This is a genomic window from Enterovirga sp. CN4-39, from assembly GCF_049446235.1.
GTDB lineage: Bacteria > Pseudomonadota > Alphaproteobacteria > Rhizobiales > Beijerinckiaceae > Enterovirga.
The window spans coordinates 193,281-216,481 of sequence record NZ_JBMSEF010000005.1; the positions used below are offsets into that span (position 1 = coordinate 193,281).

Genomic DNA, 23,201 nt, shown 5'->3' on the forward strand with positions numbered 1-23,201 from the left:
GAATGCGACGCAACACTTGGGTGGTCCGGACAACCGGGAGTGGTTTTGAGTTTTCAGGCGGAGACAAGGTTGAGAGCGGCCCCGGTTTCATCGCGGAAGGGGCGTGGTCGGATCGGTTCTCTGCAGATGGCCTGCTTGATGCACGGTTCGTCTGCGGCTCTGGCGTGGTATTTGGCACCGATCGATTGTCGGTGGTTGCGCCTTCACATTGCCTAGAGAGCGTCTACTGCTTTCGAAGCGGACAGAATTACACGATCTCTAACTCAGTTCACGCGCTGATCGCCGCCGCGCCAGACGCGGCACCGCCCAGCGTCGACGCTCTGCGGAAGGCATCAAGCTCGGCGAAGCAAGGGACAAAAGATTACCTTCGCCTGTTGTACGAGACGGCGAGCGGGCAGGTTTACCGATACCACTTTGGCGGCTTCGACCTGGATCTGCCCACAGGAGCACTTTCCGAGCGCCCCCGGCCGACAATCCCGACCCCGTTCACGACATTCGAGGCCTATCGCTCGACCCTGCTGACCGTGCTGAACCAGCTGGCAAGCAACGCACGATCGTCCGACCGGAAGAGTCCGTACGCGAATGTTATTACGACCTGCAGCGCGGGGTACGACAGCGCAGCATGCGCGGCGCTTGCAAAAGGCTTAGGTGCGGACACCGCGGTGACCCTGAGGGTCGGCCGCAAGAACCTGGACGATAGCGGGCTGGCCGTAGCAGAGGCTTTGGGACTGCGGTGTTACGAGTACGACCGGCCTGGATCCGGCCATGAGCGCCGCGTGGCAGATCGGAACGAGTCCGTGCTGGACTCCGCTCTCCTGGGCGATGAGTATGATATCTTCATGGCTGCGCTCGGACTACCCGAAGGTCTGTTCTTCGCAACGTTCACGCCGCACCTTTCCGACGCCATCGTGCTCACCGGGTTCCACGGGGACAAGGCCTGGGCGCTGGGCTGCCCAAGCGGGCCCGAGATCCGTCGCGGGGACAACAGCGGCTCCGGGTTAGACGAGTTTCGCAAGGGGCTCGGTTTCGTCAATGTGCCCGTGCCATTCATCGGTATCGAGCAGAACGAGGCCATTGCGCAGCTGGGGGCATCCGACGAGATGAAGCCCTACCGTATCGGCGGCACCTACGATCGCCCCATACCGCGGCGGATCGCCGAAGAGGCCGGTGTCCCACGCGAGGCATTCGGATTCCGGAAAGCGGCGGGCTCCGTGCTGCTCGAGAACAGCGGCCGGCGCCGCAAGACAGCCTTCGCTGATCTCGTTTCGGAATACCGGGGCACCCTTGAATTCCGGGCGCTGTGAGGCTCAGGCATGTTCGGCACGCTTGTTCGCCCGCCGGCCGCCGTGCTCGCGATGTACTTCTTTGCGGGCACAGGGGCAGCGTTCGCGCTAACCCCGATCCCGGAGCCGTCACCTTCCCTGCACGCACCGCGATGGATCGTCATTGACGCGATCAGTAAGCGTGTTCTGCTCGCCCGCGCTCCAGACGAGCAAGACCACCCGGCCTCGACTTCTAAACTGCTGACACTGATCTTGTGGCATCGGTGGGTCGCTGATCGCGATCAGAAAGTCGTGATCACGGGCGATCACCTTGAGCACGGGACGACCGCTCGGCTCCAGGTGGGCGACGAGGTCAGCCTTGGCGCCCTTGCCTACGCCATGATACTGCCTTCCGGCAACGAAGCAGCAAGGGCGATCGCCGACTACGTCGGCCGGCTCATAAGGGAGAGGGGCGGGGCCAAAGCAGGGACGACGAACGAAAACATAGCTCGTTTTGTCGAAGAGATGAATGTCGTGGCGAAAGAGCTAGGATGCCGGTCCAGCAACTTCACTGCTCCCTCGGGGGCGTCAGGTCGCCCAGTCTCGACTGCCCGAGATTTAGCCCTGATCGGAGCAGAGGCGTCTCGCCACCCGGACGTGCTTGAGGTCTTGAGAGCTCCCACTTACACCATCGTGGTCACAGGCCCGAATGCACGCGCCCACTCGATAAAGTCGCGGACGGCTTCCTTGGCGCGAGATGACGGCTTCCTTGGCGCGAAAACCGGCTCGACCGGCGCCTCTCCTCGATCGTCTCAGACGGGGGCCCTGGTCGCGATTTGGGATATCGCGGGCAGGCGGGTTGTGGCCGTCACGCTTGACAGCGGCGGAGCTCGCAACCGAACGAACGACGCTCGCGCGCTAGTCGCCGCTGCGCGGGATGCAATTCGTCGACCGTAAGGCTAGGTGATCCCGTACTTCGCCTTCAGGAACGTCTCCATCGCCACTCGCTGGGCTGCGTATTCGGGCCAGCTAAGATCGATGTTGAGGTGCCCCGTCATTCCGATGAGCCCCCGAGCGTTCGTGAAGAGCCGCCACTGGCCTGCGGTATAGCCGCTCGTCAGGGGTGTCTTGTCGCTGGCATCCGTCGCGACAAGGTTCCCGTTTTCGTAGATCCGCAGCCCGTCGCGGGTCGAGAATGTGTACATGAGCAGCGCCGTACGGCCGAAGAGATTGCTGCCGGGTGTGTAGGCCAAGCGCGGCGTGACAGTCGCCGTGTTCGGGTAGATGCCCGTCCTGGCCCCATCCGAGGAAATGCCGATCTTGAGCGACAAGTTGGGGCTGGTCGCCGGCGTGACCGAGCCTGCCAGATCCATCAGCGACGTGGGCGTCGAGCCGTTGATGACCCAGAAGAATGTCCAGACGTTCGGATCAACCGCGGTGTTGGGTTGAACGCGACGCGCAGAGGTCATCGACAGCGCCGGCGCGTCATTTGAGAACGTAGCCGGGGTCTGTGCGGCATCTAGGTTCTGAGTGACGTTGTTCGGCAAGGCTCGGTTGATGAGCGCCCCGCCCGACAGATAGGCTGGGTCCAAAAAGATGCTCCAGCCTGGAATGCCGGCCATCGCCATCCCCTCCGGGGTGCGGGTCAGGCGCTTAGCGGACGGGCTCGCGGGAAGGTTGAGCCCGCCGACGACTTGATACCTTTTCATGATACTGACCCCTTTGGTGCTAGACAGACAGTGCGGCGACGCGGCGACGCTCGACTTCGGCGCAGTAATTTGCCCACATGAAGCGACGCAGAGCCTCGATGTTGTGGCGCCGGATATGGATGATGTCCGAATATCCGATGCTCGTCGGGACCTCGAACAGGTAAGACGTGATACCCGCCTCATGCCAGTGTCGGTGCAGCGAGGCGATAATCATTCCGGCGAGCCGCTGGGTCTCGCTATTGCTCTGATCGACCTGGGCGAACTCGCGCTTTAGATAGCCGGTCATCTGGTACAGGAACGGAAGCGCGATCGACGCAGCCCGCGGATTGCCCGTGGAGACCCAGAGGGCATAGCCCTGCGATGCCATCGAACTCGACATGTGGTGGTCGATCATCGCGCAGGCGTCGGGATGGAGCGTCGACAGCGAGGTTGCGATCACCGTCTCGGGCTCGGACAACGGAGATGGCCCCCGATACTGGATGCTGCTCGGATCGGAGATTGCGTCTTCCCAGCCGCTCGGCGCATTGCGGTTGATGTCGACGCCGTTGTGGTTCCCTCTCGTGTTGAGGTCGATCCCCGATGGGTTCACGCACGGGACCACGACGAAGTCGCAGCCCCAGCGCATCTCGAACATCATGTCCCGGTTTTTCCAATCGCGGCACAGCTCGTCGAAGAAGGCCATGCCCCCGATCATCGCCGTGCGCTCCAGGCCATGCGTCCCGGTGCAATAGACGATCTTAGGCTTTTTCAGTTCTTCCAGCTGCGACCCGCCGTTGACCAGCCGAGCGGGGGCGAACGTGTACTGGTGGATCGGGTTGCCTAGACCGTCGTTCCCTAGGGTAACGCGCGTGATGTAGTCCGGGAAATCCGCCATCAACTCGTCATAGTGGTCGTAGACGCTCTGGTGTCCGTTGGTGATCGGGTTCAGTTGGCTGTAGAACCTTGAATACGAGGGGACGAACCTTAGCGCCCTCGCTTCAGTGAACGGCGAGCCGGCCGCCAGGCCCTCTGCCGTGGACGGCAGGCTCGCAAAGCCCGGGACGCCACTATCCACGAGAGCCTGAACGGACGAGCCGAGTTCAACGATCGAGCCTTCCAGTTCTTCGACGCGGTTCTCGATCTCCGGGTCGATCCCGCCACCGACATCCTGCGGGGCGCCGTCAGCATCCCACGCGAGAAGGACAACGCCCGCTTCGTCGATCAGCAGAAATTCGTCCGAGCCGTCGTTCCCACTGAAGAATTCGGAAATGGTCGACTTCGCCGTGACCGACCCTTGCTCATTCGGCGTGATGACCGCCAGGAGCTTGCCCACGTTCTCGGTCAATTCGGGGGCGATATTCTCCGGTTCCCCGTCGCCGTTCCACTCCATGAGGACGACGCCACCCTCATCGACGAGGGTCAACTCCGTAGCCCCATCGCTCCCGGTGTAGAACTCAGCCGTGGTGCTCGTGACCGTCACGGCCCCTTGAGAGTTCGCCTCCTGCAAGATTTGCCCGTTTTCGCTGACGAGCGCCCAAGCTGGACCGTCGCCCGAGTGAAAGTCGCTCAGGACCCCGCTGCTCACTTCGGAGAGGTACGCCAGCTTCGCGGCGCCCCCCGCTGCTGAGTTGAGCGCGGCGGACGTTTGCTCGACCGACACTGTGCGCGCCGCCAAAGCCGGGAGAGTTTCGCCGGTCGCAACAGCCGCTGCGAGCGCGGACACTTGACTGGAGAGAGGTTCTACTTGACCGCTAACGATTCCCGGCACCTGCGCCTCGATCGCCGCGCCGACCTGTTCGGGCAAATCGATCGCCTCACTCAGCGCAGCCTTGAGACCTTCCTTGTCAGAGGTCAGATCGACCTTTCGGACGAGCTGCTGAAGGAGAGTCGGCTCGGGCATGTGACATCCTTTCGAACATGAAAAAGCCCGCCAGAGGCGGGCGGGGTAGGCTCAGGTTGTGTGGTGCGCTTAGACGGGCGCGCCCTTCACCTCGAACTCAATGTCCCGAGATGGCGGGATGATCGGCCATAGCCGGTGCACGAGGTTGCACTCGTAGCGCGCAATGGTTCGGTAGATCGCCCGGCCTTCAGCGAAGGAGCGCGGCACATCCACCACGACCCGGAGCGTGTCGCGGCCGATCCGCCCCGGATCGACGTTCCATTCCAGCGGCTCGAGCGGCTTTCGGACCCTGTCTTTGTCGTAGAACAGCCGGTCGACCCGCAGCCCGCAGGATTTCACCCGCTCGACATCGTACTCGATGCGGAGCTGCCCGCCTGGCGGGACCTGGGGCGTCAGCACGGTAGCCCGGAGGATGCGGACGGGAGGTTCCCGCTGAGCAACCCACAGGCCTAAGATGCCGGCCGTCAGGCCCACGGTGCCGAGCGTTACGGTGCGCCAGATCATTTTGGAGCCCCAATCAACCATTTCCAGCCGACCAGGATCTTTTCGCCGAAGGTGACGGCGCTGACGAAGAAGGCGACGGCGGTCAGGATCGCCCACCGGCCAAAGCGCCCAACGGTGCGGGCGTCCCGCAGGAACTTCACGGCCTCTCGGATCTCCGTGATGTCCTCCTCGCGAAGGCCTTTGAGCCATGCTTGCGTTTCCCTTGGGAGGTCCGCGAAGGTCGAAGGCATCGGTGCTGCGGCAGTCCTTGAGAGTAGGTCAGCAAGCTCGTCGAGCGTGCGGCGAGGGAGCCCGCCTTCATCATCAAGAGCCACCGCATAGCGCCTCTGTTGTCGGATCTTGCGCGGCGCCGCGGAATCGCGGCCTCTTAGCGTCAGCCATTCGAGAGCCCCCGGGCTTTCGTGTGGTTAGGCTCCCGGAGTTGGTGCCAGCCTTCTCCGGGGGCCGCTGGTTTATTTTCTATAGTCGGTTCAAAAGGTTAGAACCACGCAGCGCGGACCTTCGCCCAGAAATCCGCAAGCTGTTTCACTCCCCAGAGCAGAGCCCAGATGCCGAGCCCGATGAGGATCAGCGTCTTGTTGTCGACCACCCAAAGCACAACGCGGGAAGCCGTCGCGAGACCGTTCTGAGCCTGCCCGATCAAGTCGTTGGCCCCCGTCACGGCCTTGCTCGCGCCGTCAAGCGTCTGCTGTACGGTATCGGACGTTCCGGCCCCCAAGATGGTCGCCAGGATGCCGGCCCCGATCTTCGTCAAACCGCCTGAGGCCGGCTCGGGGGCGTGCTTGATGGCGTCCGGCAGGCTGATCTGCGCCCGAGCTTTCGAGACCGGCCGCTGCGGCATGGACGGCAGCCGGCGAAGGAACTCATCGTCCACCCCGCCGTCGCCCATGCCATTGTCCTTGCGGGCCTGGGATACCGCTTCCTGTGTCATCGGCCCGTCGAGGCCGTCCACGAAGCCCTGCTGGTAGTAGGCGCGCTCCCGAAGCATCTTCTGGACGTAGTAGATGGTCGGGTCGCCCTTGCTCTCAGCGAGGACCGGCACCGCAGGCTTCGACGGCTTGCGGCCGAAGAGGGAGCCGAGCACGTCGAGGATGCCGGGCTTCTTGCCGGTGGGCTCGACGGTCTGGACCTTCGGGGCCTCGATCGGCTTCGGAGCGGTGGCCGCCTTCCCCGCGGCCTCTACCCCGACGACTGCTTCCAAAACGTGCAACGCCTCCAGCGCGTAGTCCTTCCGCTTCTGGAGGTGAGGAACGCCCGGCCGCTCGTACTTCTTCATGAAGGTCTCGGCCGCGGTGTCGAGCGTCTTGGTGCGCTTCAGGGCCGCCAGGGCTGCCTTCTCTGACCCACGCAGCTCGTGCACCACGAAGCCGTAATTGGCCTCATCGTGGTCCGGGTTCAGGCCCTTGGCCGCGCACCATTCCTCGAAGTTCTTCCGGCGCGGGTTGTTCTTCGTGTAGCCGGTCCACTGAGCCCAGCCGCGGCCGCCTTTCGAGCCCTTCACGACGGGCGCGATTTCCTGCATGTACTTAAACTCGCCAGTCTCAACTGCGAAGTTCCCGAACATGCCGGCAACCTGAAGGTTGGTCAGGCCAAGGTCAGTTTTGAACCGCGGGCCGAACTTCTCGACCCGCTCCTTGAACGCTGGCGTCATGGGTTTCTCCTGGGTCGATCTCCTCGGCGCAGACAGGCGCGCCAAGGCGCACGCCGATTGCTACGGCGCGCTGCTCTGCTTCTTCGGGGGTTCCCTGGAACTGTGGGTCGGAGGTCTGCTGCCAGCAGCCCGTGAAGACGTAGAAGCGCCAGAGAGGCACGGCCGCAATTACAGCCCGGTCGTGACGGAGCCCCAGTTGCGGTTGTTGGAGGTGGTGACCGTCGCGCCGTTCAGGACCGCGACGGCAACCGTGCTGTACCCCGTCCCACCCGTGAATTTGCACCCGTCTACCGAGTGCGTCGCGCCGCCCCCGTCAAAGACGATGTTGGCGTTCAGAGCGGACCCGCCACGGACGAAGTTCACGTCGGTAACGGCCACACGGCTGGAGTCGGTGAAGTACATCGGCGCCTCGCACCCGTCGTACTTTCCGCCGCTCACCGCCACGTCCAGGCAGCGTACCGTGGCGATGGCGATTTCCTGGTTCTGGGACTCGAAGTAGGTCTGCCCGACGAAGTTCGGGCCGACCCGGATGTCCTTCGCGTCGGTCGCATCGAGCAACGCCACATTGGCCGGGCTGGTGCTGCCGAAGACGTGGTTGCCTTCGATCTCGACGCCAAACAGGTTGCGGTCTTCGCCGAGCGACGTGAACGGGAAGGCGAATCCAGGATGGGAGGCGACCCAGGCAGCACGTTCGGTGGCGTCCATTGCCGTCAGGAGGACCGCCCGCGAGGTGTTGTTGAACTCGTTGTTGTTGACCTTCACGTTCCGGATAGTGCCGAGAATGCCGTACTCGGCGCCGGCCGGCACGCCAGCCGTATCCTTTGCGTTGACGTGAACGCCAAAAGCCGGCTCCTGGCCAGGCAGGACAGTGAACGTGTTGTTGTGGATCCGCTCGTTGCCCGTGCCGCACGCGAGATAAACGCCCGCTCCATCCTCCATCGGATAGAAGTCATTCTCGTAAATCTCGTTATCTCCCCCCTTGATGTTGTACACGCCGAACCGAGTGAAGAACTTGTTGTAGTGTATAGAGGCGATGCCAGCGCCGTTGTTGTAGTATCCGAACACCGCCCGGATGAATTTGCACCGGACGATGCGGAGGTTGAAGGCGTAGAAGTTCTCGATGCAGCGATTCGCGAGGTTTGCGCCGTCGAAGGAGATGCCTTCGATGAGTGTCGAATAGGGCGGGTACTGGCCGCTCGAATTGTCGGTGTAGTAGAGCATCCGGGTCATCGCCGCCCCGGCCACGATCCGCGCATCCCCGTCTGAGGAGAGGCGTATCTGAGGGATGCGGTTCCAGTGGATGCCGGGCTTGTTCGCGACGTTGTCGGGGTCGCTCACGAACCCTTCGCGCTGATGGATCACGAGGGGAGAGGTGATCTTGTACGACCACATGCCCCGGAACTTCACCTTGCCCTTGCCAATGCCGGCCACGAAATCGATAGCGGCCTGGATGCCAGCGGTTGCATCCGGGAGAGAGCCGTCGGAGACCGCGGGCGGGGCACCGAACCCACCGAAGAATTCGGGCTCGATGTCCTCGCATTCGTCGAGGTACCACCATGAGCCGTCCGGCCGCGGATAGTGCCATGCCTTCGGCTGAAGCGGGGCAGACCCCATCCGGGAGATCCGGAACGGGCGCCCCACGTCGCCGGGCATGGTGTGACCGACCATGGTCATGGTCTTGATGTGCTGGGGGAGCCGCGGCGCCGCCAGGAACGTGCCGAGCGTGTTGAGGTAGCTCGGGTCGAGATCGAGGGTCGCCGCGCCGCTCGCCGTGATCTCGGCAACGGTCGCAAGTTCGGTCTTGCTGTCCGCCGTCGTGATGATGACGAAGTCGGCTTCGCGGATACCCCACTTCTCGGCGTCGTGCAGGTAGCCGGGCGAGGTGACCGTTTCGAGGTCGTCTTCGGCCGCCAGATGGTGGATGCGCAGCGCGCCGCCGCCGATCGAATCCACCATCACGGTCAGCTGGTCGTAGGGCTTATAGGCCATGGCGAGTTCCCATAGAAAAAGGCCCCGTTGGAGCGGGGCCTTGGCGCGACATGAAAAAGGCCGCCCCTCCGGGCGGCCCTTGCGGACGGGATAGGACTTGGGGCGGCTAGTTGCCGGGGGGCAGGACCGCGAAATTCAGGAACTGCTTGACGCCGGTATATGAGCCGAACGGCACGAGGTTCTTCACCGCGTTACGCTGCACGTCCTTGACCTCGCCATCGCGAGCCAAGGCTTCCGGGATCGAGAGGACAGTGGCCACGTCCTCCGCGAAGCCGACAGTCGGCCCGAACAGAGAACTCATCTTGCCGCGGGAGCCGTACCGGCTCGGCCCTTCCTTCCCGGACACCCCCGGGAACAAGACCTCGCCGATATCGATCGCCGCCCTTTTTGCGCCGTAGATGTTCAGCTTCTCGGCCGTGTTCGACAGCTCGAACGGGATCGCGAGGATGCCGGAGCGGTCCAGGCCTTCCGTCAGCCAGTAGCCTGGGTTGTCAGAGAGTTGGTGCGCCCGATTGCTTTCGATCGCCTTGATATACGCGATCATCATGCCGACCGCGGACGACGCAATCACGCCGCCCCAGAACCGCGCCTGGTCCTCTTGCAGGCCCCGCATGAGAACGCGCTGGTTCGAAGCGAGGGCGAAGCTCTTGAACTGAAGCGCCATCCGCCCGAGAGGAGTGTTGGCGAACAGCGGGACATCACCCCTGGACTGCTGGATGATGATCGAATCCACGTCCTTGTTGATGGCACCGTAGAAGACACGGCGAGCCGCTTCGTCGTCCCACGCCGCCGTCCCGGCGACGCGCACCCCTTCAGTGATGTTGCCGTGCTGCTCTGCCAAGCGGGCAATCCGCTCCGCCATGTTCTTGTCGATGCCCAGGAATGCGAGATAGCGCCGTTCACTGGCGGGCAGATCCCCATACCGTGAGACACCCTCCAGGACCCGGTTCTGCGTCACGACGGAGGCCCAGCCCTTCATCGTGTCGGTCCACTTGCGGATGCCGTTCCACTTGGAGGCAACGTCGGTCATCTTCTCCATGAAGACTTCCGCGGCGCTCTTCGTCCGATACGGGTCCGTCACGTCGATGATGGCTGCCAGCCTCGAGTTGTGCACCTTCTCTAGGACGTTGCCGGCGAGTTGGGCCTCCCTGACAGATAGCTGGATAGCTTCCTTTTTGAGGGTGCTGCCGAGCGTGGCTGCGAGCGGACCGACCCCGAGCGACTTGAGGCCGTGAACCATTGGCACGCGCACCACGTCTGCCAAGGACGCAACAACCACCCCGCCCATCAAGCGGACGTAGTTCATCATGTTCGCAACCCGGACGATCCGGTCGAAGCTCTGCTCCGCGTGCGACGCGCTCACGTTCCCGCGCAGCATGTCTCGGAGCGCCTCGATATCCGCGATGTCGGCTTTCTGGCGCCCGTCGAGGGCTCTCAGCTGCGCCTCGTCGCTCACCCCCGCCCGAAGCTTCTCGTAGTCGGCTTTGATGGCGTCGATGGCCTTCTGGAGCGTTGGGTCCCCTTGGAAGTTCCGCGCCAACTCGACATCGGCACCCATGACGCGGGCATATCGCTTCCCGACCTGGCTCACGTCATCTTCGAGGAATTCCTCGATGAGCTGATCCGGAACATTGAACGTGCGCTCGGCCAGCGGCCCACGGGCTTTCACCGTGATGCCGAGCCCGGAGGGCATCGTCTGCAAGTCCCGCCCCGTCAGTCGATCGAAGACGGCGTCCGCGATGGTCCTCCCCATCTCGGAGAAGTCGGCCTTCCCGCCTCCTGCGGCGTCGACCCCCTCGCCGCCCCGCGCGATTTCCCACGTGTCGTAGAAGCGGCGCTCGATGTCCTTACGCATCTGCGCCAAGGTCTTCACCCGGGCCTCAACGCGCGCAGGGTCGAGCTCCTTCAGCCGATCGGTCAAACGCGCCGCCCGCTCGCCCCGGCGCAGCGATGCGCCAGAGACCTCTTCTTTGAGCCGCCCGACGCCGGCCATGACCTCGTCCAGGATGCCTTGCCGGTCGAAGCGCTCTGCCGTTTCCAGGCGGCGGGCGATCCGGGTGAGATCCTCCGCGCGGCGCGCCTGACGAAGCGCTTCCTTCTCAAGTCTAGCCTGTACCGCTGCGTCACGTTTCGCTGCCGTCTCAAGGGCGCGCTGGCGGGCCGCAGACGCCTCGCCCAGCTTCCCGGCCTTCTGGTCCGCGGGCAGGAGCCCTGCCTCTACCGAGGCCCGCTGAGCGTTTGTGGCCTCCTTGTCGAGCCGACGCTGGGCCTGTGTCTTGACCCGTTCGATGTCGCGCCTGGCCCGCTCGGCCGAGGCTTCCGCGCGTTGCGCCGCCGCCTCGAATTGATCGCGCAGCTGGCCAACGCGGGCCTCCAGCCTTTCCGGGTCGAGACGATCCAGTTCCCGCTGGAGCTGCTCGCCCTTTTGGACGAGACGCCCCATCGACCGGAGGTTCGCTTCTTCCAGGTCCGCCAGCCGGTTGAGTATCTCGTCCGAACGCTCACGAAGGCCAGCCGTGTTCATGCTGACCGTGTTCATGCGGGAACGGAGTGTCGCCCTCTCTTTCAGAAAGTCGACGAGTTCCTGTCCGCCCTCCTGTTCGATCTGCTTGATGGCATCGCGCGATTGCGCGACGAGCGCAGTGTCCCCGCCTTCCCGGGCGAGGCGGAGATCGGCCCGGATCTGGCTTAGCCTGTCCGCTCGTTCGATCGTCTCGGTGGAAACTCTGGACGGAAGCTGCTCAAGCCGCCCCTCGATCTCAGCGAGCGCCGCGGTCCTTTGCTCAGGGCCGAGTTGAAGATCCTCGAGTTCGCGATCGATCCGCGAGAACCGCGACGTGAGGGACTGAACCGCCTTGCCGTATTCGCCCTCGACGGCCCGCGAGTAGTATTCCGCGACCTTTGCTTTGAACGCCCCTTCTTGGGCCACCATCATCTCCCGCCGCCAGACACGGGAGAAATACGAGGCCGCGGTCTCAACCGAGACATCTTCGGGGAGAAGACCCTGCTTGATCGCCTGCTCCTTCAGGGGCTCGATCAGGGTCTCTCGCCATGCCTTGGCGGCCCGTGAAACAGGCTCGGCTGCCGCGCGGATGCGGGCCGAGTACGCATCGTCCGACTCGTCGACCAACCGCTTGACCGGCTCCCACAGCTGCGCGTCTGCCGGGTCCGCCGTGTCGTTCCGACGCATAGCTCGCCCAACCACACGGTTGAACTCGTCGGGCGCGATGTTGAGCCCCGATTTCCGGGCCTCGCCGTAGATGGCATCCATTGCCTGCACCGAGCGGGCATAGGCGCCCATATGCTCGATCATGGCCGTTTCGGCCGCGACGCCGAGGGTCCGGCCCTCATCGTGCATGTTGAGGTATAGGCTGTTCTTGAGAAGCTTCTCGCTGACAGCTCGGACCTCTGGAGACGGCGAACTGCCGAGCCGGAGCGACGGGTTAAGCCATGCTGTTGCGGCGCCCACCGCGCGGGCCGCCTTCCCCGACAGGGTCAAATCCTCAATGCGTGGCGCCGGAACCGCTGCGGCACCGGCATCAGCCAGGGGCATGTTGTTGTTCGCGGCCTCTCGCGCTCCGGCCTCGAAATCGGAAAGCCGCTGCTGTGCCCCTTGCGCCTCCTGAAGGACCGCGTCGGCCTTCTTCGCGAGTTGGTTCCACTCGGCATTCGTGAACAGGTGGGCGCCGGCCGCCCCGAGAAGCCCGCCGACGATCGCCGAACCGCCGATTGCGATGGCAGTGTCCGTGAGCGGCCGCGTCTGCTGCGTGGCCTGCAAGCCCGCTTCCTGGACAGCCGTGCCGGCCGCGGCTGCGGCTCCCACGGCGAGGGCGGATCGGCCGACCGAGTACCCGAGCGCACCGCCTCGTGCGAGCGCCCCGCCGGGGAGCAGCGTCGGAACGTCAACGATCGAGGCGCCCATGCTGGCGAGGGTGCCCAGAACCGGGCTGCCCGCGAGGGTCTTCCTGTCCTCCTCCTCTCGCGTGATGTCCCGCATGAGCGCCGCCATGCGCGTCGGATTCAAGGCGCCCGACAACCTGCCCCAATGGGGCTCGAAGCTCGTGCCCTTCACTGCGCTCCAAGCGTCGAAGATCGGGTCGAGGTCGTTCGACACGCCAAGCGCGTTCGAAGCAATGCCCGATCCGACGACGTTCTCCGTCCGGAACGCAGCACCCAGAAGCGACGGCCTATCGAGCGCGTCCGAGCCCTTGTTGATCTCGTCGAAGCCCACGGGCGCAAAGGATAGCGGCGCCGCTGGGGCGCCGGCCGACCCTCCGGGGAAGACGGACGGCAACGCCGAGTTGTCAGGCGAGGCGTTCGGTTCCATATCTCTCGTACATGCGCATCATTGCGATTCTCTCGCTGCCCTTATGGGCGGGGTCGGCCGGGGCTCAGTTCGCCCCACCCGCTCGCCCGCCTGTGCACATCATGGCCGTGAGCGCGATGGGCTACCGCGCTGGGGTCGAGAAGCACTGCCCGGCCTTGGGCTACCGGGTGGACAGTAAGGCGTGGGACGAACTGTTCCTGAAACTGGGGGCCGAAAGCGTCGGTCCCGGCTCGCCCCGCGCCAATCAGCAAGCGATCGATGTGAGTCTCGCGGCCGAAGCGGCGAGCTTCGAGCAGCACCCGAAGGGGGGCTGCATGAGCGCTATCACGTGGTCCCGCTACTGGTTCCCCGAGATGGCCGCCCGTCTGATCTCTCCCCCCAAGGCCTACTGAATAGCGCCGCGGCCTGGCTGCCCTTTGCGGGGCGCCGAAGGCGCGTCTAGCGCCTCCCGACGTTTCCGCTCATTCTCCAGATCTGCGGCTCGCTGGCGCGCATAGAAGGCCTTCTGGTCCTCTACCCTTTGCCGCAAGGCCTCCTGCTCGCGCCGCTCTGCCTCAAGGGCGGCGGTCGGCGCGCGCCCTGGGTTAGACGGCGTCGTGATCGCCTCCGGCCCTGGGACCGCGGGGCCAGCGGCGCGAGCCCGACTTTCCACGGCCATCATGCTCGACCGCTCATCGAACTCAGCCCGGGCCTTCACGGGGTCAGCAGCCCACCCCTCCCGAACGTTTGGCCTGGCCTCCTGGATGAGCCCATCCTTATCCCGATAGAGGAGCCGGTACGGGACCCGGACCCCTTGTTTGAAGGCCTCCGCCGTATCCCGCGGCCGAGTCGCCATATCGATGATGATGTCGCTCTTCTTGATGTCGAGGCCGGTCGTCGCCTTGATGTGCGCCACCGCCTGATCCGCGACGTATTCGTGCCCGGTGTCGGGCATGGCCGGATAGCCGGGTGCGGCATCGGGCGCGAACTTCATCAGCGTCCGGGAGCCGTTGAACCAAGTCGCCCCGTATACCCCACGATTGCCCTTGGCGGGGTCGCCGAGGAGTTCATTGCGGGCGATCTTCTTCGCCGCTTCGGCATCGCCGGTTCGCTCGTAGTGATAGCGCGCCGAGATCAGGTAGTCCGTCAGAAGCTCGTTCTCAGCGCCTGCCGTGAACCCCGCCTGGGGGCGGCCGATCGTGACGGGCCCGACCGAAAAGGAAGAGAGGTGCCGGCGCAACTCCTTGAGCCCGGCATCATCATCCCGGATCCCCTTCTCAAAGGATCGCAGGTCTTCTTCCGAGCGCTTGTTCTTCGCGCGCCACTGCGGGTCATTCTGCATGGCGATGATGGTGGCAGCGTCCCGCAGGCTCTGTCCCCGCGTGTTCACATGGAACTCGAACTGTGAGACTGCTTGCTGGATCTCGTTCGCCCCCTGAGATGTCGCGAACGCGTTCGGGTTGGCGCTCATGATCTGTGATGCGAAGGAGAGCGCCATCTCGGTTCGAGCGGGGTCTGCGGAGGTCAGGCCGCCGCGGATCATGTCCGTCGCCACGTCCGGGACGTAGCCAACCCGCCGCGCGATCTCTGTCACCCGCGAGCGGGATCGGGCGCCTTCCTCGTCCTCCGCGAATAGTACTGCGGGGATGGGCATGTTCGCCGTAATGATCCGATCGACATCCTTCTGAGCATCCTTCGAGAAGCCCATGCCGTCGAGTTGCCCTGCTTGGAGCCGGGACACGGCCGCGCCGAGCTGCCCCACGCTCTCCGATGCCTTGTCGAACTTGGTCAGCAGCACGTTGCGCTGCTTCTCGTCGAGTGTCGCATCGTTCTCGATGACCGTCCGGGCCGGCAGCTGCGCCGCTCCACGCTCGGCCTCGATGAGCATGCGGTTGTAGGTCTGCTCCCTGTTTTCCGCAGCCTCCTTTCGCTGCTTCTCTGATGCCTGGAGAGCCCCCGTGTCTGCGACGCGCCGGACCTGATCGCGCTTCCTGAGGAGGTCGTTCTTCTGCTTGAGGTCGAGGCGCGGGTCATTCTCGATGGCCGAGCGCTCGACGAGTTCGCCAGCGCCTTCCTGAGCGTCGATGAAGTTGCGCTCGTACATCTCGACGAGCGTGCCCTGTTGCTGTGCGGCCCGGCCGCCAGTCGCAGCATCGTACAGCCGCAGCACTGCATTACGCCGCGCGAGGTCCAGCTGCGGATCGGCCTCGATCGCCTCCCGCGACGGCAGGGCCCCGCGGCCTGCCGAGAAATTCAGAACGGCGTTCTCGTACTGCTCTGCCCTCTGGAGCGCGACTTGAACCGCGCCCGTGACAGATGTCTTGTAGAGGGCGTTCCGCTCCTCTGGCGAGAGCCGCTCTACATATCGGCTGTAGGGCGACACAGCCCCGCCACCGGAGGCGCCCATCTTCTGGTCGGCCCATGCCTGGACCTGCGCCGCGGTCTTACCAGCGAGGATAGAGCGATTTGCGCTGACCGCATCGGCGCCGACGAGATCCGAGATCGGCGTATCGGCCCCAGCGCTGAGCACCGCCTTCGCGCCCTCCGGGCCGAGAAAATGCGCCAGATAGATTCGCCCCGGCGTCGGCTCGATGCCCGCGGCCTTCAGCGTCGCCGCGTTCTCTTCCGCATAGCGAGCGACCATCTCGCGGGACAGAGCCGGGTCGTTCCTCAGAGCAAGGATATCGTCCCGCCCCATGGTGCCCGCTATCTCGGGGCGGTACTTCCGCACCATCCCGATCCACGTCGAGGCAATGAACTGGCCTGCCCCTGTCGCCGAGGAGTTGGGGTTCTTCGCGTTGGGATCGCCCGCCGATTCCACACCGACGATCCGGTCCACAAGGCTCGCCGTGGCCGACTGCGGCGCGCCCCCGATCCCTGAGAACTTCGCCGCCGCTTCCGGCGTCCGGAACGCAACGTGGATGTGCCCGCCGGTCGAACGCGCAGACGGGCTCTTGTACTCGTCGATGACCTCGAAGTCGTTCTCGCTCAGCCCGGCCTTGAGGAGCAGGCCCTTCGCCGTTTGGGCCGCCTGCCCGCTGTTGGCCGCATCCTGGACCGTAAAGTCCATGCCCAACCCTTTGGCGTGCCTAGACGAAGTGCCCTTATGATAGTCGTCGTTGAACGCGGAGAAGTAACGCAGATCAGGGACAGCTTGCTGGATCGAGTGGGCGAGTCCCACCGTAGCGGGGTGGATGTCCCCACCGGCCACAGCTTCGCCACTCTTCAGCTTGAGCCCCTTCAGGCTCGGGCGTTCGGCGGGGGAGCCGAACAGCTGAACCCTCTCCTGAGGGGGCAGTTGATCGAGGATCAGCTTTGCGCTGCGGCTGTCTCCGCTCCGCTTCAGCTCCAGCGCTTCGGCTGGCGTCAGCAGGCCCGTCTTGGCCGCGCTATCGACCTTCGCGAGCCTTTCCGCCCGGATGCGTTCCCGGTCCCCGTCCGTCGCGTTCGGGGCGGTTTCGTTCGAAATGTCCTGGTCATAGGACTGAACAAAGCGCGTCCGGTTCTCTGTCCTGACGACCTCCGAAGCACGAGCCACGACACGTTGGGCGCTTGCCGCCGCATCGTCGGCAGTGTGGGCGAGGAATAGGGCGCGCTTGTTTGGATCGGCAATGGCTGCAGCCCGCGCCTGCCGCCGCTGCTCCAACTCAGCCGCATGCCGGGTAGACCACGTCCCGTAATCGGTATCCGCCCCCTCTGCGCCGACCGTGAACCGCCGATCGAGTTCCAGCTTGTCGGTCGTCCAGCCCGACTGCTGCTCGGCTACGTTGAGAACGTCGGCGCGGGTGATGGCCTCATTGTCTCGCTCGACAGCTGCCGTGCCAAAGACGTGGCCCAAACCCTGAGCGGCGCGCCCGAGCGCAGCATTGGCCTGGGCAACCGGGGAGTCGGTCGGATAGTTGGGCGCGCTGTAAGCTGCGCGTGGATCACGGCGCCCAAGTTGCTCCGCGGAGGGAAGACGCGGCATTTACCGGAATCTCCTCAGGCTCAGGCCCTTGTCAGCCATGCCCGTGATGCCGGACAGGATGGCCGCCGCTGCGGCGGGCCCTGCCGCTCGCCTGCTCTCCCTGGCCCTGAAGCGGGAAAGCTCCGCGCGCTCCTCGAGCCCGCGTGCCTGCGCTGCGCCCTCATAGATCGCTGCCGCCGAGTTATAGGCGCCCTGCCCTGCCGCATCGCCCATGATGTCGAGCACGGTCGGGTCCGTAGCTCCGCCCCCGCTTGCCGCCGCGAGGGCCTGCGTACGCGACAGGACAAGGTCCGTCTTCCGGCCTTCCGTGATGGCCTGGCGTTGCGCGGCGGCCTGCTTCTCCGCAGCCTCACGCTCCAGTGCGGCCGCTTCCATCTCTTGAGCGCGCGCGGCGGCTTCGGCCTGATCCCGAGCCGCGCCGGCCTGCAAGATGCTCCCGCCGATCGTCCCGATGCCGCTGATGACCCCGAGCGTTGCCGTCAGCGGGTCCCGCAGCAGAGATGCGGAGAAGAGAAAGCGTCCGACGCTCAGGTCGTGAGGCATTTCACCCAGATCCCATCTGCTTCATGGTGAAACCCCAACCTTTCGAGCCAGAACTGAGCGCCCGGTATCGTCTCGCTGCACTGGACGTAGAGGGCCGATTGGCCCGTCCGTGCGAGCCAGCCCATGACCGTCTGCGCCGTCTTGTGCATCGTGAAGGCCGAGACCGGCCCGATCCTGTCGAAGGCGCCCCAGGCCCGGCCGTATTCGTCCCAGACGACGGTGCCGAACCCGACCGGCTCGCCGTCCGTCTCCGCCACCATCCCGAACCAGACCTTGGCCGGCGGCTCGCGCCCGAAGGCGCGGACGAAATCAGCCGCCTTCGCCAGACGGACGCGGGTTGCCACCGAGGCCCCGTTCGTTCGCGTTCATGCCGATGACCATCCCTAGGATCGTCGCCGGATATGGCGAAACACCCTCGACGCAGACCCGGGCGTCCGTCGACCAGCCGCCCGGGAAAGAGGTCGCGTCGTAGTCGTAATCCTCGATCGTCTCGTCAGGAGAGAGCGTCCGCCCGTCGAGGATCGAGCTGAGATCCCGCATCGTGTCGAAATCTCTTCCGATGCGGGTGCCCTTCCATCCGAAGTGCTGCGCCACGAACCCGACATGGTCGACACGCTTACGCTGGAGAAGCGGCGTCGATCCTTGACGGGCGCCATAGGCGAGCTTCGTCGTCTTCAGGCGCCAGGCGTAGGGAATCCCGACGACGGCGTTGGACACGGCCGCGGGCAGCGTCACGGAGCCACCCGACACGGCAACGGTGCTCCGCCCGGACACGATGGTCCGGCCATCCCCCCACACCGCGACGGCCTGCCCCTCGAGATGGCTGAGCCCGGGGATGACCGTCGTGGGAGCCCCGCTATAGGTGACGTGGCAGTCCAGGTTGCGGGACAGGGTTCCGCCGATGCACTCCCCGGCGCCCCGAAGGCGCTCGATATACCGTTTCGTGACCCCGCCGATGACGCGGCGGACGACGAACTTCACGTCGTCCTGGTCCTGGCCCGGGGTCACGCTCACCGCCTCGAAAGCCCCGTGCGTGGAGGTCACCAGCGTCCAGGCCGCCACCTCGTCGGCGCGTTCCCTGGTCAGGACCGCACAATCTCCATTCGCGAGCACGAACCAGATGCGCGTGTCCGGCTGGCGCTGAACCGCGATGTCCACCACGCCGGGGGCGCAGATGTCCTCGTTGATGCGGGTCAGGTTCGCCGATGCGTAGTCCTGCCCCTGAACGTCGTATGCCAGTTCGAAGACGTGCTTGCCGTCCCGCTGGACGAAGATACCCGCCGTATCGACCTCGACCGCCGCGAGATTTGCGCTCCCTCGCGTCGAGCAACTCCGGGCCGTGAAGGCGGTCGGCGTCAAGGGCTCATCGAACGAGGAGGAGCGGATCGACACCTCCTGCGCCGCGGTCCCGACAAGCAGCCTCTGAAGGGAGAGCGCCCAGTTGATCCCCTCGTTGCCACCCGTGGCGATCGAGCGCTGGATCGGCCCGGCATCCCCCGCCAGATCGGCGTCGAAGCTATGGTAGGCGTCGGAGACCGACCCGTAGGTCATGCCTCGCCGGAACCACCAGAGCCGGCCGTCATGGAAGGCAACAGAGGTGGGCCAGCCCCGACCTTCCGACCAGGAACCCTCTGCCCAATCCACGGTCGCCGCGGAGGCGCTGCTGATCGGCCTCAGGAAGTAGCCTGACACCGACGTTGTGCTGTTCACCGCGTCGATACGAACGATGCCCGTTTGCACGCCGCTGCCATAGGTCAGCGCAACCGACGCGACCCCCGACGTGTACCCCCCGCTCGGAAACCCGACCCGGTAATAGACGATCTGGTTGTCCAGCTCGTCGTCGTAGAACAACCCCTGGTTGGTTGCGTAGCTCGCAACATCCGTCCAGGCCCCCGGCTCCGCGAGGGAGCGCTGGAGTTTCACGGTCCCCGCCCAGGTCCCGGTGACCGCGACACCGATAGACCGCGAGTTGGAGCCATCAGACGAGACGCCCGTGACCCGGATCGCGTCCGACCATTGTTCCGCGCCGGCCAGGTTTGCCGAAGCGCTCTGGCCCGCAGTGGTCATGCGCAGCAAACTGCCGACGTGGCCGGTCGTGAAAACCGGGCGAGACGAAGTGACCGTGACGATGCCGAACGTCGAATCTGCCGTCATCGTGGTCGCCGTGAGGTTCGGCGAGAGGAACGGCCCGTCATCGGTGAGGTAGCCCACGATCGACCAGGACCGCTGCGACCTCCGCTCGATACGCTGTTGGCGGTGGCCCCCGGCGGCGCAGAACAGAACGTCGCTGGATTGATCGTACCGAACATTCGCGATGTCGTTGGTGCCCCACGGGGTCTCGATCTCGACCGTGACGGCGGACTCGATCTGGATGAAATTAACGACCCGAGCCGACTCCTCTAGACCTCTCACGTCTACCCAGAATGAGCCCCCAGTGGGCGTGAAGGCGATGCTGTGCCACCCCGCCGAAAGACTTGTTTCGGCCAGGAGATCGTCGTAGCCGGCAGCCGATCCGATGCGAAGAACGACCGGCCCCCGGCCGATCAGGATGCGGAGGGAATGCTCCGTCCCTGCGTTGCTCGTTGCGACCTCTTGGCGGCGCCCGGCATAATTGAACCCCGTCCCGAGAAGGTCCATCCGGCCGAAGCCGCCCCAAAACGATGACGCCCCCGTTTCGTCGATGCTCGTCCAGCCGGACAGGTCGGCCGGGAAGTCCGGGTTGGTGATGACAGCGGAGACGGCCGGGCGCGTCAGCGGTCCGTCGTCGAGCAGGATACGCATCCGGTTTGGCGTCAGCTCGATATCGGCCGTCGTGGCGGTGTTGTAGACGAAGGGGATCAGCCGGGCGGGCTGGTTATCCCTCGTCGATGTCAGGTACTCCGTCCCTGGCCTGAACTCAGCCGGGCCCATGACCTTCGGCAGGAGGTTGGTCTGAACCTCCATGGCAAGGCGCATCTTGGCCAGGTCGACGCGCGCCAAGGCAAGCTTGGAGACCGTGCCGGCATTCAGGCTCAGAAGCGGTGCGTTCAGGCCGGACATCGTTAGATCGGCCAGCCCTGCTCACGGCCATAGCCGAACCGGCCCACGCCGCCTCTCCGCGCCGCCGCGAAGCGACCGGGCCCGACGACGCGGTGTACCTCGTTCAGTTCGTTGCGGTTGTCAGCGTCCTTGATCCGGTCCTTGTAGAGCTTCAGGGCGTTGGCCACCCCCTCTGGAGTGGTTGCCGACTGATAGAGGCAACGCGCGTAGACCGCGTCACTGAACGCTTCGGGCCAGGCCTGAGATTCGGCTCCGTCCGTCGAGATGTACCGCAGCGTGATCGTGCTGCGGTCGGCGTGCAGGGCGCCGCCTTCATCCCGGTAAGGGAGATTGACCCGGCCTCCTCCGACCAGGTCGTAAGCGTCGACCGTCTTGGCCCAATCGGCGGGCTTGGCGAAGCGATAGCCGAACCCGGCCGATGCTGTCCCTGATGGCGTCAGGGTGACGGTCTTGGTTGCGAAGCGCCACGACTCGTGCTCGAGGACCGCGGCCGTCGCCGATCTCAGGGTGCCGTCGAGTTGGAAGGGGAGCCAGCGGTCAGGTGGGATGGCGTCCCGAGAAACAGCATCGGCCATGAACTGACGGAACGTCTCGACAGCCATGGCGGATGAATCAGCGCTGCCCGTCAGCCGCTCTGCGATGACAGATGCGAGATACGAGGAGACCGCCTTCGCGAAATGCACCGGCCAGATCGCCTCGTCCCGGAACGTCGGCGCACCCGACACGAACCGGATGAGGATAGACGACGCGGCATTTGCATGGATCGTGCTGAGGTACTCTTTCGCGTCGAACGGGCATTCGCGCGCACCGTCCGCCTGAAGAAAGAGCGCGTGGGTCAGCTGCCAGCCTTCCGGCTTGCCGAAGGTGTAAGTGTAGCCGGGGACGCTCGGAAGGCCGGCGTCATGGGTGAGGACGGCAGTAACGAGAGCGAAGCGCCAGCTCGCGGAGCGCAGCACGAACACAACGGCTGCGTCGTACTCGGCTTCGATGACATATCGCGGCTCGACGTTCTCCGAAAGGCTGGAGAGCGGGTGCTCGCCCAGGATGCGGAGCGCATCGTTCCAAACGGAGAGCTTTGTGGCCATCAGGCGTCACCATGCCTCAGCGTGACGACATCGCCGTTCGTCCATACATCGTGCGCGATAGCTGCCCGGATCGCGTCTTCCGCCCCAGCGCCCATGAACATAGCGCCAAGAGCTTGGTCGCGGCCGGAGCCTATGGCGAAGTAAGGGGCGCTGGCTTCGAACCAGCCGTCAGGCTCGAAAAGCATGATGCGGCCATCTCGTTCGAAGATGATGCCGGTGTCGTGGCAGTCATCATCTGATTTGGCCTCAGGCGGATCGCCATCCATGATGTCCGCCCACCTGAGAAACGCGCCATTGTAGGAAGCCCGGCCCGCCGCGGCGGCAAGTCTCCCCCCTGTAGCGCTGTGGATCTTCACGATGCGCCCAGCGAGAGTCGCGCCGCGGGTCATGCCCGTATCGGCCGCGAGAACGCCGGACCGGTAAGCGATCGTCGTCACGCCGCCTGACGCCCGGCACGCTGGTCGAGATGGGCGGCCAGCCACGCATCCGCTTCAGCCTGCGAAGTCATGCCCTTGGCGATCACCCCGCCGTTCGGGTCTATGACGCGGTACTTGTGGTTCGGGCCGCCCCATTCGGCACGGAAGCCGACCTCCGTGTCGCCCGCGATCTCCCCGATGGCCTGCGTGTCCTCCATGGACGGGTCCCAGTAACGGAGGAGCCGCATCTGCACGTTCGGGAGGGAGGCAAAGCCGGGCTTCGGGGCGGGGTCGTTCGCCACGGTCAGTTCCGCGTCGAAGGCACCGTCATCCGCCACCGCGCGGACGACATCGAACCGGCGCAGGCGCATGCCGACATTGGTCCAGAACTCCGGCACGAGCAGAGCCGAGAACGGGACCCCCTTGGGGATCAGCACGTCGTAGCGGTTGAAGCCGAAGCCTGCCTGCTTGAGGGCGGTCGGGGAAAGCTGGATCATGGTTCACCCATGCGAGAGGGAGAGGCGGGCCGAAGCCCGCCCCTGGTGGTCTTCAGTCCGTGTTGGTGCCGGTCACAGCGACCCCATCGGAGAGGTCGGCCGAGCCATTCGCGTTGATCGCCGAGACGATCATGATCTGGCAGGTGATCGGGGAGGCGTCGGTCTTCGTGTACCAGACGATGTCGCCCTTCTTCATCCCGAGCGTCTTGGCGTTCGAGATGTAGCCGGTCACACGGACGGCCGTGACAGCGTCGGTCCCGGAAAGAGCCCAGTGCTGGGCGCCCGTGGGATTGGCGATGCCGGCGTGGTGCATCGCGACCGGGGGTGCGGAAGTCGAATATGCCATGATGCCTT

At 65.0% G+C, this 23,201-nt stretch carries 18 protein-coding genes; 3 read left to right on the forward strand and 15 right to left on the reverse strand.

Features of this window, described 5'->3' with window-relative positions:
- Positions 1-2: 2 nt before the first annotated feature.
- The gene (locus ACO2SS_RS11055; RefSeq protein ID WP_423277691.1) at positions 3-1,304 is read left to right on the forward strand and encodes a hypothetical protein; all 1,302 of its coding nucleotides are present in this window, start codon (positions 3-5) and stop codon (positions 1,302-1,304) included.
- Between the two features lie 9 nt (positions 1,305-1,313).
- Positions 1,314-2,219, forward strand: a complete 906-nt coding sequence (locus tag ACO2SS_RS11060; protein WP_423277692.1) for a D-alanyl-D-alanine carboxypeptidase family protein — start codon at positions 1,314-1,316, stop codon at positions 2,217-2,219.
- A gap of 2 nt (positions 2,220-2,221) precedes the next feature.
- Here ACO2SS_RS11060 and ACO2SS_RS11065 read toward each other — a convergent pair whose 3' ends face one another.
- From ACO2SS_RS11065 to ACO2SS_RS11095, 7 genes are all read right to left on the reverse strand, one after another.
- On the reverse strand, positions 2,222-2,884 hold the full coding sequence (locus ACO2SS_RS11065; RefSeq protein ID WP_423277693.1) for a hypothetical protein: 663 nt from the start codon (positions 2,882-2,884) through the stop codon (positions 2,222-2,224).
- Between the two features lie 106 nt (positions 2,885-2,990).
- The gene (locus ACO2SS_RS11070; RefSeq protein WP_423277694.1) at positions 2,991-4,850 is read right to left on the reverse strand and encodes a M14 family metallopeptidase; all 1,860 of its coding nucleotides are present in this window, start codon (positions 4,848-4,850) and stop codon (positions 2,991-2,993) included.
- Positions 4,851-4,919: 69 nt separating this feature from the next.
- A complete protein-coding gene (locus ACO2SS_RS11075; protein WP_423277695.1) occupies positions 4,920-5,354 on the reverse strand; it encodes a hypothetical protein in 435 nt (144 codons plus the stop codon).
- Positions 5,351-5,494: a hypothetical protein gene (locus ACO2SS_RS11080; RefSeq protein ID WP_423277696.1), complete on the reverse strand. Its 144-nt coding sequence runs from the start codon at positions 5,492-5,494 to the stop codon at positions 5,351-5,353. The genes ACO2SS_RS11075 and ACO2SS_RS11080 overlap by 4 nt, the downstream gene beginning before the upstream one ends.
- 338 nt (positions 5,495-5,832) lie before the next feature.
- Complete coding sequence (locus ACO2SS_RS11085; RefSeq protein ID WP_423277697.1) at positions 5,833-7,005, reverse strand: phage tail tip lysozyme; 1,173 nt, start codon at positions 7,003-7,005, stop codon at positions 5,833-5,835.
- 168 nt (positions 7,006-7,173) lie between these two features.
- Positions 7,174-8,994, reverse strand: coding sequence for a hypothetical protein (locus ACO2SS_RS11090; protein ID WP_423277698.1), 1,821 nt, complete (start codon positions 8,992-8,994; stop codon positions 7,174-7,176).
- A gap of 106 nt (positions 8,995-9,100) precedes the next feature.
- Positions 9,101-13,321 carry a hypothetical protein gene (locus tag ACO2SS_RS11095; RefSeq protein WP_423277699.1) on the reverse strand — a complete coding sequence of 1,407 codons (4,221 nt, stop codon included), beginning with the start codon at positions 13,319-13,321 and terminating at the stop codon, positions 9,101-9,103.
- A 101-nt stretch (positions 13,322-13,422) separates the two neighbouring features.
- On the opposite strand from ACO2SS_RS11095, the gene ACO2SS_RS11100 reads away from it, so the two are divergent.
- Positions 13,423-13,713, forward strand: coding sequence for a hypothetical protein (locus ACO2SS_RS11100; protein ID WP_423277700.1), 291 nt, complete (start codon positions 13,423-13,425; stop codon positions 13,711-13,713).
- Here ACO2SS_RS11100 and ACO2SS_RS11105 read toward each other — a convergent pair.
- Genes ACO2SS_RS11105 through ACO2SS_RS11140 form a run of 8 tightly spaced genes read right to left on the reverse strand, consistent with a single transcriptional unit; the run spans position 13,707 to position 23,193 of the window.
- Positions 13,707-17,267, reverse strand: a complete 3,561-nt coding sequence (locus ACO2SS_RS11105; protein ID WP_423277701.1) for a hypothetical protein — start codon at positions 17,265-17,267, stop codon at positions 13,707-13,709. The genes ACO2SS_RS11100 and ACO2SS_RS11105 overlap by 7 nt on opposite strands.
- The gene (locus ACO2SS_RS11110; RefSeq protein WP_423277702.1) at positions 17,268-17,810 is read right to left on the reverse strand and encodes a hypothetical protein; all 543 of its coding nucleotides are present in this window, start codon (positions 17,808-17,810) and stop codon (positions 17,268-17,270) included. It lies immediately after the preceding gene.
- Positions 17,795-18,154 (reverse strand): hypothetical protein, encoded by a 360-nt coding sequence (locus ACO2SS_RS11115; protein ID WP_423277703.1) that lies wholly within the window; start codon positions 18,152-18,154, stop codon positions 17,795-17,797. The genes ACO2SS_RS11110 and ACO2SS_RS11115 overlap by 16 nt, the downstream gene beginning before the upstream one ends.
- The gene (locus ACO2SS_RS11120) at positions 18,120-20,849 is read right to left on the reverse strand and encodes a hypothetical protein (RefSeq protein WP_423277704.1); all 2,730 of its coding nucleotides are present in this window, start codon (positions 20,847-20,849) and stop codon (positions 18,120-18,122) included. The genes ACO2SS_RS11115 and ACO2SS_RS11120 overlap by 35 nt, the downstream gene beginning before the upstream one ends.
- A gap of 2 nt (positions 20,850-20,851) precedes the next feature.
- Complete coding sequence (locus ACO2SS_RS11125) at positions 20,852-21,934, reverse strand: hypothetical protein (protein ID WP_423277705.1); 1,083 nt, start codon at positions 21,932-21,934, stop codon at positions 20,852-20,854.
- Positions 21,934-22,323, reverse strand: a complete 390-nt coding sequence (locus ACO2SS_RS11130) for a hypothetical protein (RefSeq protein WP_423277706.1) — start codon at positions 22,321-22,323, stop codon at positions 21,934-21,936. The genes ACO2SS_RS11125 and ACO2SS_RS11130 overlap by 1 nt, the downstream gene beginning before the upstream one ends.
- A gap of 44 nt (positions 22,324-22,367) precedes the next feature.
- Positions 22,368-22,847: a hypothetical protein gene (locus ACO2SS_RS11135; RefSeq protein WP_423277707.1), complete on the reverse strand. Its 480-nt coding sequence runs from the start codon at positions 22,845-22,847 to the stop codon at positions 22,368-22,370.
- A 52-nt stretch (positions 22,848-22,899) separates the two neighbouring features.
- On the reverse strand, positions 22,900-23,193 hold the full coding sequence (locus tag ACO2SS_RS11140) for a hypothetical protein (protein WP_423277708.1): 294 nt from the start codon (positions 23,191-23,193) through the stop codon (positions 22,900-22,902).
- Between the last annotated feature and the right edge of the window lie 8 nt (positions 23,194-23,201).